Origin of the sequence: Neobacillus kokaensis, from assembly GCF_014656545.1 — a bacterium.
In the GTDB taxonomy this organism is placed as follows: domain Bacteria; phylum Bacillota; class Bacilli; order Bacillales; family Cytobacillaceae; genus Neobacillus; species Neobacillus kokaensis.
In genome coordinates this window covers 122,900-137,991 of the sequence record NZ_BNDS01000005.1, presented here as the reverse complement: position 1 = coordinate 137,991, position 15,092 = coordinate 122,900, and the positions used below count along the sequence as shown (strand labels likewise).

The window sequence follows — 15,092 nt, the reverse complement described above, 5'->3', positions numbered from 1 at the left end:
CGGAACATTAATCTTGAATTTGATTATTCATAGTTTTTATGAATACGGTAGCCGCCTTTTCTTAAATAATCCTCCATTTTTGCTTCCTTCATATCACTTTCAACCATTTCTTTAATGAGCTCATGTAGTTCATATTTAGGATTCCAACCTAATTCCCGTTTTGCTTTACTAGGATCGCCTAACAAAAAATCTACTTCCGCAGGGCGGAAATAACGTGGGTCCACAGCCACTATCTGCTTTCCGGCAGGAAGCTGAAAATCGGGATGATGGCACGCTTTAATATAGCCTTTCTCCTCTTCGTTTGCTCCCTTAAATTCTATTTCAATCCCTACTTCACTAAATGCTAAGCGGACAAATTCTCTAACTTTCGTAGATACTCCCGTTGCGATCACAAAGTCTTGGGGCTCCGTCTGTTGCAGCATAAGCCACATTGCTTCAACATAGTCTTTGGCATGTCCCCAATCCCTTTTAGCTTCCAGATTTCCTAAATATAATTGATCCTGCAGTCCTAAAGCGATTCTAGCAACTGCCCTAGTAATCTTCCGGGTAACAAACGTCTCACCGCGGATCGGACTTTCATGGTTAAAGAGGATGCCATTACAGGCAAACATCCCGTATGCCTCTCGGTAATTTACTGTAATCCAATAGCCATACAGCTTCGCGACAGCATAAGGGCTTCGAGGATAAAAGGGAGTAGTTTCCGATTGCGGTGTTGCCTGGACTAGACCATACAGCTCAGAGGTTGATGCTTGATAAATTTTGGTTTTTTCGGTAAGACCAAGAATTCGAACCGCCTCTAAAATTCGAAGGGTACCCAGGCCATCCACATTCGCGGTATATTCCGGGGTATCAAAACTAACATGGACATGGCTCATTGCCCCTAGATTATAAATTTCATCAGGCTGGACAGTTTCGATCAATCGAATTAGATTCGTAGAGTCCGTCAAATCTCCATAATGGAGAAAAAATTTTGTTTTAGGGTCCCGTGGATCTTGGTATAGGTGATCGATTCGATCGGTGTTAAAAAGGGAACTTCTACGTTTTAATCCATGTACGGTGTATCCTTTTTTTAGTAAAAATTCAGCAAGATAGGCTCCGTCTTGTCCAGTAATTCCCGTTATTAATGCTGTTTTCCCCATGAATTAACCCTCCTGTCGTTAGCGATACTTTATTATATGGAGCGGTTTTGAAGGAGTTCCAAGACTTGTACTAAAATAGGCAGAATGATCTGCTTACTGGTGAAAGAAGAAAAAAGAGAGGGATCTATGTTTTGTGGGGGTTGAAAGTTATCTGAAGTTTTGTTAAAATGTGAATAAGTTAAAAGACGATGTGTAACTGGCGAGACACGGATCACCGTGAGGGAGCACATTGTATCGAATAGCCGTTCGCCTGGGCAGAGGTAAGGGATTTACTCCCTTGCCTCTTTATGCTTATAAGGAGGCGACAGTTATGAATGGATTCCTGCTAGAAAACGTAAAAGCTGGCAATTCTGTTGGTTATAAAAACAAAATAGTAAAAGCGCTATGAATGTTATGGGTCACACTATAACAGGAGCAGCTTCTGGAGAGGATGCGGTTTAGCCGCAGCGCCGAAGGGTTCAAAATCTCAGGCAAAAGGACAGAAGATAACAAAGGCAATGTTTATTTGTTATTTTTGAAACCTTTTTTAGGGATTGGAGAACACCAGTCTCTTTTTTCATTTAAAGAAGAAATAAATATGAGTTATTAAAAAAGGGGAGAAATAATCATGAACACACTAACTTTAGACAAGGTAAAAACAATTAAAACGTTAAATAGCATTTCAGAAAGCGGAATGAAAGTATTTAAAAATGACCAGTATTCAGTCGATGATTCCTGCGAAAATCCTGATGCAATTGTTGTCCGCAGCTTTAACATGCATTCTATGGAGTTTGGCAGCAATTTGCTTGGTATTGCCCGTGCCGGTGCAGGTGTAAATAACATTCCAGTTGATAAATGCACAGAACAGGGCATTGTTGTTTTTAACACGCCTGGTGCCAATGCAAATGCAGTGAAGGAGCTTGTGCTGACGTCTATGATGGCTTCATCTCGTAACCTTTTTGACGGTATTGCTTGGACAAAGACGCTTGCAAGTGAAGGTGACCAAATTCCAAAGCTTGTAGAAGCAGGAAAGAAACAGTTTGTTGGGAAAGAAATAAAAGGGAAAACGCTCGGCGTAATCGGCCTAGGGGCAATTGGTGCTCTTGTAGCGAACGATGCTCTTGATTTAGATATGGATGTCATTGGATTCGACCCATTCATTTCAGTTGATACAGCTTGGAACTTATCGCGAAACGTCCAGCGGGCCATGACAATTGAACAGCTGTTTGCTGAATCTGATTATATTACTGTACACGTTCCATTAACAAATGATACTAGAGGAATGTTTAACAAAGAAACCTTCAGCATTATGAAGCCTGGCGTTCATATCTTCAATTTCTCCCGCGGTGAGCTTGTAAATGAAATTGATATGGCGGTTGCACTTGAGGACGGAATTGTAGGTCAGTACATTACGGATTTCCCAAATGAAAATGTACTGCAAATGCAAAATGTGGTGTCAATTCCGCATCTTGGCGCTTCTACTAGGGAATCTGAGGAAAACTGTGCGATTATGGCGGCCCGCCAGGTGAAGGAGCTATTGGAGACAGGTAATATCAAAAACTCTGTAAATTTCCCAAATGCCCATTTACCTTATACAGGAAAAGTCCGTGTGACGGTTTTCCATCAAAACATTCCGCACATGGTTGGTAAAATCACTTCTGCGATTTCAAACTATCATTTGAATATTGCTGATATGGTGAACAGAAGCCGCGGTAACTTTGCCTATACGATGATCGATATCGATAATGAAGTAAATGGTGATATCCTGCCGGGTTTAGCAGAACAAATTGATGCCATTGACGGTGTCGTAAGGGCACGGATTATTAAATAACTTGAAATATTGGGGTCAGTCCCTCACTGCTTTAACGGAGTGAGGGATTGGCCCCTTTTTGTGTTGTAGGTTGAAACAGAAGAGCCATCCGATTTTTTCCGAAGTTTATGATAAAATATGACAAAATATTCAGACTATTAATGCTATCTTTATAGTAACTACATAATTGGAGAGGTTTAATATGAGAAAATTGTCAGTCGTTTTTATCGTTTTATTCGGGTTCTTTTTCTTATCTGCTGGTCATTCGGAAGCTAGCGGAAGTTCGCAGTTGATTATTATTAATAAGAAGATTAATACCCTTGCATTTTATGATGGCGGCAAACTGGTTCGGACGTTTAAAGTGGCCACAGGTCGGACAAGGGCATTAACCCCTGAAGGGAAATTTATGATTGTGAATAAGATTGTGAATCGTCCTTATTATAAAGAGAAAATTCCTGGCGGGGATCCGCGCAATCCGTTAGGGAATCGTTGGATGGGAATTAATGCGAGGGGCACGTATGGGACAACCTATGCAATCCATGGGAATAGCAATGAATATTCGATTGGGCGCTATGTAAGCGGGGGCTGTGTCCGCATGCATAATGCAGAGATTCGCTGGCTGTTCAGCCGGGTGAAAAATAATACTCCTGTTGTGATTACCTATTCAAGCAGCAGCTTTAATACGCTTGCAAAAGAACACTCGAACGGCTGGCACATCTTTAGCGGACAGAAATTTTATTTTGCTAATGGTGCGGCGAAAACAGGCTGGCAGACGATTGGGGTTAAAAAGTATTACCTTAACGAAAACGGGGTTATGCAGACCGGCTGGATTTCCAGCAGGGGACAGAAATTTTACCTTGATCAAAATGGTGCAGCGAAGACAGGCTGGTTTAAAGTGGACGGCAAAAGATATTACTTTGACCAAACAGGAGCGGCAAAAACCGGCTGGTTAACAGATGCAGGCAAAAGGTATTATTTTGCTAAGAATGGTGTTTTAAAAACAGGCTGGTTTGAAGAAGGTGGTCAAAAGTATTACTTTGACCAAACGGGGGCAATGAAGACTGGTTGGTTAGAGAATGCTGATAAGTGGTACTTTTTTGATACAAACGGAACGTTGAAGACCGGCTGGGTAAATTCTAAGGGTAAATGGTACTATTTGAATTCGAGCGGCTTTATTGAAAATGCATGGTTTGGCGGTGGAGGCGGCCCGGATTTAGAGGAAACTGCCGATACGATGAAAACGAGCTGGTTAAATTTATCGGGGGATAGGTATTATTTGAACAACAGCACCTCGACGGTTACGAGCTGGTTAAAATATGAAGATAATTGGTATTACCTAAGTGTTGGTAAGGGTATGGCAGACATTTCCCTTCTGGACAATCACAATACGGGAACGGTTGTAACAGCTTCGGCACAAGGTCATTAATCGTATTTAGGGCGCCCTATTGCAGGCATCCGCTCCCTTATTAAGGACGATTTCATGGTTAGTTAAGAGGTTTTTGTTCTAAAGAAGGCTTATTAAAGACAGTTTTATAGTTATGTAGGAGGATTTTATCCTCAAGTAAAAGGTATTAAAAAAATTACAAATGTGCTACAAAATTGTGACAATTTGCTTTGATTTGGAATGTTATGTTAATGATAACAACCAAATTGGAGAGATCATCATGAAAAAATTAACAGAAATTTTTGTGTTGTTGATGTCTTTTTTGGTTTTTACCAGCCAAACGGAAGCTGAAAGTAATTCGCAGTTCATTATTATTAATAAACAAACCAATATCCTTGCTTTTTATCAAGATGGCAAGCTGGTACGAACCTTTAAGGTCGCAACGGGGAGAACCCGATCGTTAACGCCAGAAGGGAAATTTAGGATTGTCAATAAGATAGTTAACCGCCCCTATTATAAGCACAACATCCCAGGAGGGGATCCCCGTAATCCGTTAGGAAACCGCTGGATGGGGCTTGAGGCAAGGGGCACATACGGCACAACCTATGGAATCCATGGCAACAATAATGAAAGCTCAATAGGTAAATATGTCAGTTCAGGCTGTGTCCGGATGCATAATGGTGAGGTGCGCTGGCTGTTCAGCCGGGTAAACAACTATACACCGGTCGTCATTACGTATTCAAGCAGCAGTTTTGATACGATTGCATTGGCAAATGGCTATCCTGTGACGGTTCCTGCCAGCGGTGACGGTAGTGATAGCATTCCGATTGAACCGCAAAATGGCTGGATTCAGGCAAATGGGAACAAATATTATTACGAAAACGGAACGGCAAAGACAGGCTGGCAGACGATTGCTGGAAAGAGGTATTTCTTCTATCAATCGGGTGCCATGCAAACAGGATGGCTGACACTTGGCAGTCAGAAATACTTCCTGGATATCAACGGAGTAATGCGGACCGGCTGGTTTACCATTGGCGGGGAAAGGTATTACTTTGATCAGTCAGGTGTAATGCAAACAGGCTGGCTGGAGGCTGGAGGCGAGAAGTATTATCTGGACTCATCTGGGGCGGCAAAGACGGGCTGGATTGTGGTAGATGATGGAAAATATTATTTAGATGAAGCAGGTGCTGTCAAAACCGGCTGGATAGAAGATAGCGGGCAGAAATATTACTTTGATTCATCAGGAATGCTTCAGACCGGCTGGTTTGAGAATCTAGGAAAAAAATACTTTTCGGATCAGTCAGGTGTAGTGCAAACAGGCTGGCTAGAGGCTGGCGGCCAAAACTATTATCTAGACCAAGATGGAGCAGTGACTACCGGCTGGCTGGAGATTGGTGACAAGAAGTATTATTTTGATCAGACAGGGGCCATGAAGACCGGCTGGACAAATGATAGCGGAAGCTGGTATTACTTAGCGGAAAATGGCGTGCTGCAAACCGGCTGGGTAAACGATAATGGAAGCTGGTACTACTTAAGTGATACGGGTTCCTTCGATACTGCCCTGGCAGCTGTTCTGAATGAGAAGGATTTCAATGAAACAACCCAAGGTACTAATTGGCTGGAACTATCTGGAGAACGATATTATTTGAGCAGCCGTAGCTCTACAGTGGCAAATTGGATTAACTACAAGGATCACTGGTATTATCTTGATGTAAGTAAGGATATGGAAGTAATTTCTGGTAAAAAATAGAAACGTTATGGACCTGGAACTGGATGTTTCAGGTTTTTATTTTTCCTAAAAACAACTTGTAAACAAAATGTTTACGTGTTTTCAGATTGTATACATCTAATGTTTACTTGTGTACGATTTGTATACATAGTGTTTACAATAATGTATACATGTACACAAAGTTGTGTACTTCCCTTTATATCAGCATGTGTACATTTATGTGTATATTGTTTACGAAAACGTTTACTATTTTGCTAAAGTTTACATATTGTTTACATTTTTACACTTATATTTCTTTTGGCTTAGACTCATTGATGATTCTAGTAATCTCTTATACGCTTAGTAGTAGAAGAACCTATTAATTTGAAAGGGTTGAGGTTTATGACGAAATCAAGGTTGGCGGCTGTTGACGTTGGTAATGATTCTATTAAGGCAATTTTTGGAGATTTAGATTATGAATTAAATATCCCGAATATTATCGCTAGAGATACAGAAGACCGCCCGATTATCGGGATTGAGGAGCTTGATACTAAAGACCCGTTAGATGGAATACATATTAAGGTTCACTCCCCTGCCCTCAAAGAGAATAATGTCATCTATCGTGTCGGGAACCTGGCTGCGAAAAGTGATAATACATCTGAGTTAGACCCTGGCAGCAGCAAGTCTGAGGAAGATCAGACCTTAATCATGCTGTTTGCGACATTGGCACTGGATGCGGTAAATCAGGACTTTCCAAAAAATAAAAATATAATTGATGCGAACTATACCCTTGGTACAGGTCTCCCTCTTCGTGAAGTAAAAGAAGGAAAAGATGCCGGATACCGTTCCAAATTGCTTGGATCCGTTCACCAGGTAGAGTTCCTCGTGACCCCTAAATATCAAGGATTAAAGGTTAATATTAAATTCAATGAGGTGAAGGTCTATCCAGAAGGATTTGCTGCTTTCATTAACCTCGTGATGGACAACAATTTAAAAATTATTAATAAAGACCTAATTGATAAACGCATTTTAATTCAAGATATCGGCGGGCTTTCTACTGATATCGCCGTAATTAAAAACCGCAATGTCGATGATGACAAGGCCCAAGGCTTTAATCTTGGCGTTTCAGAGTCATTAGAGGCGATTCGTGAAGAAATTAGAAAGAAACATGGCGTTGAGCTCGACAGCCGACGCGATGTAGTGGACATTATTACCCGCAAAAATAATCGAAATCATATTATGGTCCATGGCAGCCGGACAAGCGTTCATGATATTACCGACCGTATTCTGATGGAATTAGCTAAAAAGGAATATCGTCTATTACGCAATGTTTGGGCAAAAAATTCACAGACGGAAATCTGCTATTTTGTTGGCGGCGGTTCGCATGTGTTAAAGGACTATCTAAAAACGATTAATAACAATTTAGATGGTTACAATATTGAATTTTTCGAAGATGATAAGGAAAGCATTTGGATGATGGCAAATGCTTATTATAAACTTATTACGGACTTTGTCAGAAGGACAGAAAAACCAAAGGCAGCAGAAGAAAAAGCACCCGTAAAAAGCTGATCTAAGGTGATGATATGAAAAAGTCTGCCACCACTGAAATAAAACGAGGCCAGGCAATCTCGTTCCGGCTCCCATCTGATACACCGGAGCATCTTTTAAAGGAAATGCAAAGATTAAAGGAAACGGAAAGAAGGAATTTTTCCAGTAAAATTGCGGACTTTGTCCTGCAAGGAGTTAGTAATTCCTATTCCCGGGACAAGGAATCTATTACGATTCCCCTTCCCAAGTCCTTAACGAAGATGCAGCGGAATTGGTTAAAGCATGAGCACTCTGAAGCCTTGCTTGGAAGCATCCTTTATCAGCTGATTGCTGACCCTATTCGTGCAACATCTTTGTTAGCGTCGTTAAATAGCAAGTCGTTGGATCTCGAAGAAGCATTATATCTTCAGGAGGAAATGCTGGCTAGAGATACAACTCCCCCTGATGATAATCATTTCCTGGAGGAAGCAGCGGCAGCGGTGGAACAAAACGACCTAGAAGATGATCTAGATGCGCTTGATTGGACTCAGATCAAAAATGAGGAACCCCAAGTGGCCGAGCCTGAAAATGATGATGAAGACGATGGCGACCTGCTTGGTGGATTTTTAGCGAGTATGAATAAGTAGGTTATGACCTAAAAAAGCCGCGATTTCAAATCGCGGCTTTTTAGTGCTTATGATTTGGCAATTTCTTAGCAGGTGCATTATCGCCTTGTTTTTGCCTGTTTTTCTTATCCTTTGCCTGTCTTTCTTGTAACTTTTCAACAAATTCATGTGTACTGCCTTGATCCATTTTTTAACCCTCCTTTACCATTTGATAGTGTTTCCATCCTTAATGGAAACATGTAAAGGAGAGTGTGTAACAAATAAAAAAATCTCCTAAAAAGGAGATTTCTAAATTAAGCCTTGGGTGATCATAACATCGGCAACCTTTGTAAATCCAGCGATATTGGAGCCAACTACTAAATTGCCAGGGAAGCCGTACTCTTCAGCAGCCTTTACGCTGTTTCGGTAAATGTTTGTCATGATTTCGTGAAGTTTGCAGTCAACTTCCTCAAAAGACCAAGCAAGTCTTGCGCTGTTTTGAGCCATTTCAAGTGCAGAGACGGCAACACCGCCGGCATTTGCAGCTTTACCAGGTGCAAATAGCACTTCGCTGTTTAAGAACACATTTACAGCATCAAGAGTGGACGGCATGTTAGCCCCTTCCCCAACTGCTTTAACACCATTTGCAACCAAGATTTTTGCAGATGCTTCATCAATCTCATTTTGTGTCGCGCAAGGAAGAGCGATATCACATGGAATGGACCAAATACCTGAGCAGCCTTCAAAATATTGTGCATGTGGATGATAATCGACATAATCAGAAATTCTTTTTCGATCAACTTCTTTAAGTTGTTTCACAGTTTCAAAATTGATACCATTTTCATCATAGATATAACCGTTCGAATCGCTGCAGGCAACTACTTTTGCACCAAGCTGCTGTGCTTTTTCAATCGCATAAATCGCAACATTACCTGAGCCAGAAACGACCACAGTGCTTCCGTCAAAGCTTAAGCCTTTATCCTTCAGCATTTCTTCTACAAAATAAACAGTACCATAGCCGGTTGCTTCAGTTCTTGCTAAGCTTCCGCCGTAATTAAGTCCCTTACCCGTTAACACACCAGCTTCAAAATTGCCGCGAAGCTTCTTATACATTCCAAACATGTAGCCAATTTCTCTTGCGCCTACTCCGATATCGCCGGCTGGTACATCGACATCCGGTCCGATATGGCGATAAAGCTCTTGCATAAAGCTTTGGCAAAAACGCATGATTTCGTTGTCTGATTTTCCTTTTGGATTGAAGTCAGAGCCGCCTTTTCCGCCGCCGATTGGCTGGCCAGTTAAAGAGTTTTTAAAAATTTGTTCGAAGCCTAAAAACTTAATAATGCTGGCATTAACAGATGGGTGGAAACGAAGTCCGCCTTTATATGGCCCGATCGCACTGTTGTACTGTACACGGAAACCACGGTTAACGTGTACTTTGCCGCTGTCATCTGTCCAAGGAACACGGAAGGAAATTACTCGTTCAGGTTCCACAATTCTTTCTAAAATTCCTTGTTGCATATATTTTGGATGCTTTTCAAATACAGGTACTAATGAATCAAAAATTTCTTCAACTGCTTGGTGGAATTCAGATTCAAAAGGGTTGCGGCGTTTTACCGTCTCAAATACCTCACTCACATAGTCTCTCACCGCTTGTGTTCCTGATTGTTTTACATCTGTAATTGTTTGCATAGGAATCAACCCCTTTTTTAAATTTTTTAATTTGTTAAGTGTTTACTGAATATTCGTATTAGCATGGATTTATTTTATAATGGATTAAATAATCTAAGCAATATGAATAATAGATAGGTTTGATGCCAAAATGAGATGAATAGTCTAAAATAGGTAGAAGAAGACCTATTTGATGGAAGGAGAGGGTGAACAGTGGAGTTAAGGCAGATTCAATATTTTATTGAAGTGGCAAAAAGAGAGCATGTAACGGAGGCAGCTCATGCCTTGCATGTGGCCCAATCAGCGGTGAGCAGGCAAATTTTTAATTTAGAGGAAGAGCTGGGGGTAAGCTTATTTTTCCGTGAAGGCAGAAACGTAAGGCTGACGCCGATTGGTGAAATGTTTTTAAAGCAAATGGAACAGGCGGTTAAGCTGATCGACAATGCTGTAAGCGAAATTGAGGAACAGCTGGATCCCGAAAAAGGTACGATTCGGGTCGGTTTCCCGAGCAGCCTTGCCGCTTACACTTTACCGACCGCCATCTCAGCCTTCCGTGAACTTCATCCAGAGGTGAAATTTAAGTTAAATCAGAGCTCCTATGCAAATTTAATTGAAGGCGTGGTAAAGGGAGATTTTAACTTAGCCCTCCTAGGCCCGGTACCTAAAAAGGAACAAAAGATTAAGGGAAGAACCCTGTTTACGGAAAAAATTGTGGCTCTCCTGCCGCAGAGCCATCCGCTTGCCCAAAAGCGTGTGTTAATGTTAAATGATTTACGCGAGGATTCTTTCGTCCTGTTCCCTAAAGGATTTATTTTGCGGGAAATTATTGTGAATGCTTGTGCACAGCTGGGCTTTGAACCGCAGGTGCCTTTTGAGGGAGAAGATATTGATGCGATTAAAGGTTTAGTGTCCGCGGGACTTGGCGTGACGCTTATTCCGGAAATCACGCTGATTGACGGTGTGCCGCGTTCGACGGTGAAGATTCCGATTACAGAACCTGAGGTCAACCGTACAGTTGGGGTCATCATTCCAACTGAAAGAGAACTGCTGCCAACGGAAAAGCTTTTCTTTGAGTTTTTAGGAGACTTCTTCAGTATTCTCGACCGCTATAAGCATTAGATTTTTGATTGTGGATATAAACATTCCCATCATACATATGTATTAAAGAAGGAAAAATTTCATCTTTGATACATCAGTGAGAGGCCGTGCCGGCTGACCTTGAGACCTCATCGTAAGGGGGATTTGTATGGTGTGGACGATTGTTTTAATTATATTCTTTGGCGGCTTACTTGGCATTTTTCTTTGGCTCCGGAATTTAGCGAAAAAGCCGCAGCACTCGATTATTCGGGCCTATCCTTACTTTGGCTGGATCCGTTATGTGCTCGAAATGATGGGGCCAAAGTTAAGGCAGTATTGGTTTGATGATGATAACAGCGCCAGACCGTTTTCCCGAGCTGACTATTTAGGGGTTGTATTTTCCGCGAAATACCGAACCGATTTAATCAGCTTTGGCTCGAAGCGGGATTTTGACCAGTCGGGCTACTACATCGCTAATGAGTTGTTTCCGCTGTTAAAGGAAGAATTACAGGTTGATAATCAAGAAAAAGTGCAGGCAATGAAATACCACATTGATCATGAAGGCTTATTTTTCCGCCGGGAGCATTTAGCTCGGGAAGAGGTGCCGCGCTGGCTGTTTCCTGAAGTGGAGGCGCTTGTTGTTGGTCCGGAGCGGGAGAAGCCATGGGTTCTGTATGGACCATTCGGGGCTTCAGCTACATCGTATGGGTCTGTCGGAGAGAACTATATTTTATCAACTGGATATGGCTGTAAAATGGCGGGCGGCTCCTGGGTGAATACCGGTGAGGGCGGGATTGCACCGGAACATTTAGAGTCTGGCGCAGATCTCGTTGCCCAAATTGGCCCCGGGTTATTTGGCTTCCGGGACCATGAGGGGAACTTTTCATTTGAAGAATTTAAGCGGGTAGCGGACGCTCCTGTGGTAAAGGCGTTTGAATTAAAGTTCGGTCAGGGGGCTAAAATTCAGGGCGGGCATTTAGAAGGGGCAAAAGTGACGAAAAAAGTGGCCCGGATTCGTAAGGTGCCAGAAGGTAAAACAATCATCTCGCCTAATCGCTTCTCCTTTTTACGGAAAGGGTCTGAAGCACTTCAGTTTATTAAACAGCTTCAGAAGATCGGCGGCAAACCGGTCGGCATTAAGATTGTTGTTGGCAGTCATTTTAATTTAGATTCTTTTTTTCAGACGATGAAACGGCTTGATATTTATCCCGACTTTATTACAGTGGATGGCGGGGAAGGCGGGTCGGGGGCAACGTACAAAGCAATGGCCGATACAATGGGTCTCCCCCTCTACCCTGCTTTGATTGCTGTGGTCGATCAAGCGGCTGCTTATGGGGTTCGTAATAAATTTAAGATTTTTGCCTCGGGGAAATTAATTTCCGCTGATAAGATTGCGATTGCCATGGCAATTGGTGCTGATGCGGTCAACTCTGCCCGGGGATTTATGATGGCGAACGGCTGCATCATGGCCTTGCAGTGCCATACCGGCAAGTGTCCGGCAGGTGTGACGACTACTGACCCGAAGCAGCAGGAGGCACTGGTGCCTGAGGAAAAGAAATGGCGCGTGATGAACTATATAATTAGTGTCCGCCAAGGCTTGTATGCGTTGGCGGCAGCATGCGGTCTGGAGTCACCCCGAAGATTTACCCGCGAGCATATTGTTTTTAAAGCAGCTGACGGTCAGGTGCGGCGGCTTTCAGAGCTGTTTCCGCTGCCTGTTTTTGGGGAGGCTGGTGGCAGTGATGAGTGAGTTAGGCTTCGGGGGGCTTCCGAAGGAGATTGTTTTGGAGGATGGCAGGTTGAATGAGGGGCTGGTTTGTCGGCGGGAAATACTTTATCGCGGCAACAATGGCCGGTGTGTCGAAAGATTTTATTTGTCTTCAGGGGAGTCTTACATTTTTAAGCCGCTAACAAACAATGCGCAATTTGGCAAAGAAGTATGGGTTCATGAACAGATTCTCCCCCACTTCCCAGCTGTTTTTCCAAAAATTATTTCCTATCAGATTGATAGGAAGCCGGAGCAAAGCTGGATGATTCTCGAGGATTTAGGTCCGCTATCGCACACGTTTAGTAAGGAAAGTTTGCTTGCTGTGGTGAGGTCTGCCGCAGTGTGGCACTCCCTTCCACTGGAGGCGTTTGCGGGTGTTCCGTTAACGGGGATGAAGCCGAGAATTGGGGAGATGGTGGCAGAGATTCAGCTGGGAAAAATCCCTTTCTCTGAGAGGGTGGAGGCGATTTTCCCTGTGCTTTATCAATTTCCTTTTTCTACAAAGCAGGTAGTGTGCCATGGCGATTTGCACCAAGGCAATTATGCACTTGTGGATGGACGATTGGCTGTGCTGGATTGGGAGCATGCCCATTTGAATCTGCCTTATTGGGATTTGTATCATGCGATTGATATGTCACACCCTGATTTTTCGAAAAAAATGACCTGTGAACTGCGGGAGGAAGCTTTGAATGGTTATCTTGACGGGGTTCAGCGAGCGGTTGACCGGGGTCAGTTTAAAAAGGAGTATTATCGATTCGCGGCAGTGTTTTCGATGTGGATGCTGATATTAATTGAGCGGGATTTGCGGGTGGATGCTGGAAAATGGCCGCAAGAACAGCTGGAAAGACAGCGAGAAGAAACGGCTGATGTTTTGGAGCAGCTGTGTGAGTGTATTTTAAAAAGCTAACCCGCTGGGTGTTTTTGGCCCTGGGTTAGCTTTTTTATGTTACGCTCTTTGTTCAAACAGTTTTACGATACCAACGACGGTTTGAGTTGCTTTCATCATATTATCAACGGAAATGAACTCATATTTCCCGTGGAAGTTTTCCCCGCCGGTGAAGATGTTTGGCGTTGGCAGTCCCATAAACGATAACTGCGAGCCATCTGTACCGCCGCGGATTGGCTGGATAATCGGCTTGATATCAAGGCTCTCCATCGCTTGCTGCGCGATATCAACGATTTCCTTCACCGGTTCAATTTTTTCACGCATGTTGTAATATTGGTCATTCAGCTCTAATTGAATGTTATCAGCACCGTATTTTTCCTTTAACTCATTAACGATATGGGTCATCGTTTCTTTTCTTTTGTTAAAAATTTCCCGATCATGGTCACGGATGATGTAATGGAGTTTTGTTTGCTCGACATCCCCATTGAAGGACAGCAAGTGATAGAAGCCTTCGTAATTTTCAGTGTGCTCCGGCGCCTCTTGCGGCGGCAGCTTGCCTTGTAATTCCATTGCAATTTTCATGGAATTAACCATTTTGTCTTTGGCTGAACCAGGGTGAATGTTGCTTCCTTGGATTGTTATTTTAGCAGCGGCTGCATTGAAGCTTTCATATTCCAGCTCTCCTAACTTGCCGCCGTCAACGGTATAAGCAAACTTGGCATCGAATGCCGCAACGTCAAACTTATGCGGTCCTCTGCCAATTTCCTCATCCGGCGTGAACGCAACGCGAACCTTGCCGTGCTTGATTTCTGGATGTTGAATAAGGTAATTCATAGCGGTCATGATTTCCGTAACGCCAGCTTTGTTATCAGCACCAAGCAACGTAGTGCCGTCTGTCGTAATTAAGGTGTGACCTTTGTAATTTGCCAGATTCGGGAAATCCTTCGGTGACATAACGACTTTCAGTGCTTCGTTAAGAACGATGTCACCGCCGTCGTAATGTTCATGAATCTGCGGATTAACGTTTTTCCCGGTAAAGTCAGTTGCTGTGTCAACATGGGCAAGGAAGCCGATCGTTGGCACGTCCTTATCGGTGTTGGCTTTCAGTGTGGCCATGACGTAGCCATTGTCATCTATTGTCACCTCTTCCATGCCGATCTGCTTTAACTCATCCACCAGCATACGCAGCAATGTCCACTGCCCCTCGGTTGATGGACACGTTTCACTGTTCTCATCCGACTGTGTGTCGATTTTAACGTAGGAAGTAAATCGTTTGATCAATTCATCTTTCAATTCAGCTGCACTCCCTTTTTACTTGAGTTATGTACATGATTATCATATCACTTTGAGGGAGCGGTTACACATTATTTAGGGTACTGTGGAATAGCATAATTAATGTGTGGAAGGTAATGTGAATGGGGGAAGGCGTCGCTCAATTAGCATAAGGCGAATCAATTAGCGTAAACTGCTCTCCAATTAGCGTAGAAGCGACCTTAATTAGCGCAAAGCGCCTCCCAATTAGCGTAAGGCGAATCAAT

The 15,092-nt window shown here is 42.9% G+C and carries 12 protein-coding genes and 2 riboswitches; of the genes, 8 read left to right on the top strand and 4 right to left on the bottom strand.

Annotated features, from left to right (window positions below):
- Positions 1-23: 23 nt before the first annotated feature.
- Positions 24-1,139 carry a GDP-mannose 4,6-dehydratase gene (gene gmd / locus IE222_RS07925; RefSeq protein ID WP_191271499.1) on the bottom strand — a complete coding sequence of 372 codons (1,116 nt, stop codon included), beginning with the start codon at positions 1,137-1,139 and terminating at the stop codon, positions 24-26.
- A gap of 182 nt (positions 1,140-1,321) precedes the next feature.
- Positions 1,322-1,402: riboswitch (ZMP/ZTP riboswitch) on the top strand.
- A 148-nt stretch (positions 1,403-1,550) separates the two neighbouring features.
- A riboswitch (glycine riboswitch) is annotated at positions 1,551-1,631 on the top strand.
- A gap of 115 nt (positions 1,632-1,746) precedes the next feature.
- Here gmd and IE222_RS07920 point away from each other — a divergent pair.
- The 5 genes from IE222_RS07920 to IE222_RS07900 all read left to right on the top strand — a co-directional run bounded on the left by IE222_RS07920 (position 1,747) and on the right by IE222_RS07900 (position 8,194).
- Entirely contained in the window at positions 1,747-2,949 is a 1,203-nt protein-coding gene (locus IE222_RS07920) for a phosphoglycerate dehydrogenase (RefSeq protein ID WP_191271498.1), read from the top strand.
- 181 nt (positions 2,950-3,130) lie between these two features.
- Entirely contained in the window at positions 3,131-4,354 is a 1,224-nt protein-coding gene (locus IE222_RS07915) for an N-acetylmuramoyl-L-alanine amidase family protein (RefSeq protein WP_191271496.1), read from the top strand.
- A 238-nt stretch (positions 4,355-4,592) separates the two neighbouring features.
- Entirely contained in the window at positions 4,593-6,062 is a 1,470-nt protein-coding gene (locus tag IE222_RS07910) for a L,D-transpeptidase family protein (protein ID WP_191271494.1), read from the top strand.
- Between the two features lie 360 nt (positions 6,063-6,422).
- A complete protein-coding gene (locus IE222_RS07905; protein ID WP_191271492.1) occupies positions 6,423-7,589 on the top strand; it encodes a ParM/StbA family protein in 1,167 nt (388 codons plus the stop codon).
- A gap of 14 nt (positions 7,590-7,603) precedes the next feature.
- Positions 7,604-8,194, top strand: a complete 591-nt coding sequence (locus IE222_RS07900; protein WP_191271490.1) for a hypothetical protein — start codon at positions 7,604-7,606, stop codon at positions 8,192-8,194.
- 40 nt (positions 8,195-8,234) lie between these two features.
- Here the strand turns inward: IE222_RS07900 and IE222_RS07895 are convergent, their stop codons facing one another.
- Together IE222_RS07895 and gdhA are read right to left on the bottom strand one after the other, a co-directional pair.
- Positions 8,235-8,360 (bottom strand): DUF4023 domain-containing protein, encoded by a 126-nt coding sequence (locus IE222_RS07895; protein ID WP_191271488.1) that lies wholly within the window; start codon positions 8,358-8,360, stop codon positions 8,235-8,237.
- 101 nt (positions 8,361-8,461) lie between these two features.
- Positions 8,462-9,844 (bottom strand): NADP-specific glutamate dehydrogenase, encoded by a 1,383-nt coding sequence (gdhA, locus tag IE222_RS07890; RefSeq protein ID WP_191271486.1) that lies wholly within the window; start codon positions 9,842-9,844, stop codon positions 8,462-8,464.
- 192 nt (positions 9,845-10,036) lie between these two features.
- On the opposite strand from gdhA, the gene gltC reads away from it, so the two are divergent.
- From gltC to IE222_RS07875, 3 genes are all read left to right on the top strand, one after another.
- Positions 10,037-10,942, top strand: coding sequence for a glutamate biosynthesis transcriptional regulator GltC (gltC, locus tag IE222_RS07885; protein WP_191271484.1), 906 nt, complete (start codon positions 10,037-10,039; stop codon positions 10,940-10,942).
- Between the two features lie 127 nt (positions 10,943-11,069).
- The gene (locus tag IE222_RS07880; RefSeq protein WP_191271482.1) at positions 11,070-12,650 is read left to right on the top strand and encodes an FMN-binding glutamate synthase family protein; all 1,581 of its coding nucleotides are present in this window, start codon (positions 11,070-11,072) and stop codon (positions 12,648-12,650) included.
- Positions 12,643-13,575, top strand: a complete 933-nt coding sequence (locus IE222_RS07875) for a phosphotransferase (protein WP_191271687.1) — start codon at positions 12,643-12,645, stop codon at positions 13,573-13,575. Before IE222_RS07880 ends, IE222_RS07875 begins: the two co-directional genes overlap by 8 nt.
- 39 nt (positions 13,576-13,614) lie before the next feature.
- Here IE222_RS07875 and pepT read toward each other — a convergent pair whose 3' ends face one another.
- Positions 13,615-14,847 carry a peptidase T gene (gene pepT, locus IE222_RS07870; protein ID WP_191271480.1) on the bottom strand — a complete coding sequence of 411 codons (1,233 nt, stop codon included), beginning with the start codon at positions 14,845-14,847 and terminating at the stop codon, positions 13,615-13,617.
- Positions 14,848-15,092 lie beyond the last annotated feature (245 nt).

Excerpts from the sequence above, each read along its gene's own strand:
- gmd (WP_191271499.1), bottom strand. The coding sequence starts at position 1,139 with ATGGGGAAAACAGCATTAATAACGGGAATTACTGGACAAGACGGAGCC.
- IE222_RS07920 (WP_191271498.1), top strand. The coding sequence starts at position 1,747 with ATGAACACACTAACTTTAGACAAGGTAAAAACAATTAAAACGTTAAAT.
- IE222_RS07915 (WP_191271496.1), top strand. The coding sequence starts at position 3,131 with ATGAGAAAATTGTCAGTCGTTTTTATCGTTTTATTCGGGTTCTTTTTC.
- IE222_RS07910 (WP_191271494.1), top strand. The coding sequence starts at position 4,593 with ATGAAAAAATTAACAGAAATTTTTGTGTTGTTGATGTCTTTTTTGGTT.
- IE222_RS07905 (WP_191271492.1), top strand. The coding sequence starts at position 6,423 with ATGACGAAATCAAGGTTGGCGGCTGTTGACGTTGGTAATGATTCTATT.
- IE222_RS07900 (WP_191271490.1), top strand. The coding sequence starts at position 7,604 with ATGAAAAAGTCTGCCACCACTGAAATAAAACGAGGCCAGGCAATCTCG.
- IE222_RS07895 (WP_191271488.1), bottom strand. The coding sequence starts at position 8,360 with ATGGATCAAGGCAGTACACATGAATTTGTTGAAAAGTTACAAGAAAGA.
- gdhA (WP_191271486.1), bottom strand. The coding sequence starts at position 9,844 with ATGCAAACAATTACAGATGTAAAACAATCAGGAACACAAGCGGTGAGA.
- IE222_RS07880 (WP_191271482.1), top strand. The coding sequence starts at position 11,070 with ATGGTGTGGACGATTGTTTTAATTATATTCTTTGGCGGCTTACTTGGC.
- IE222_RS07875 (WP_191271687.1), top strand. The coding sequence starts at position 12,643 with ATGAGTGAGTTAGGCTTCGGGGGGCTTCCGAAGGAGATTGTTTTGGAG.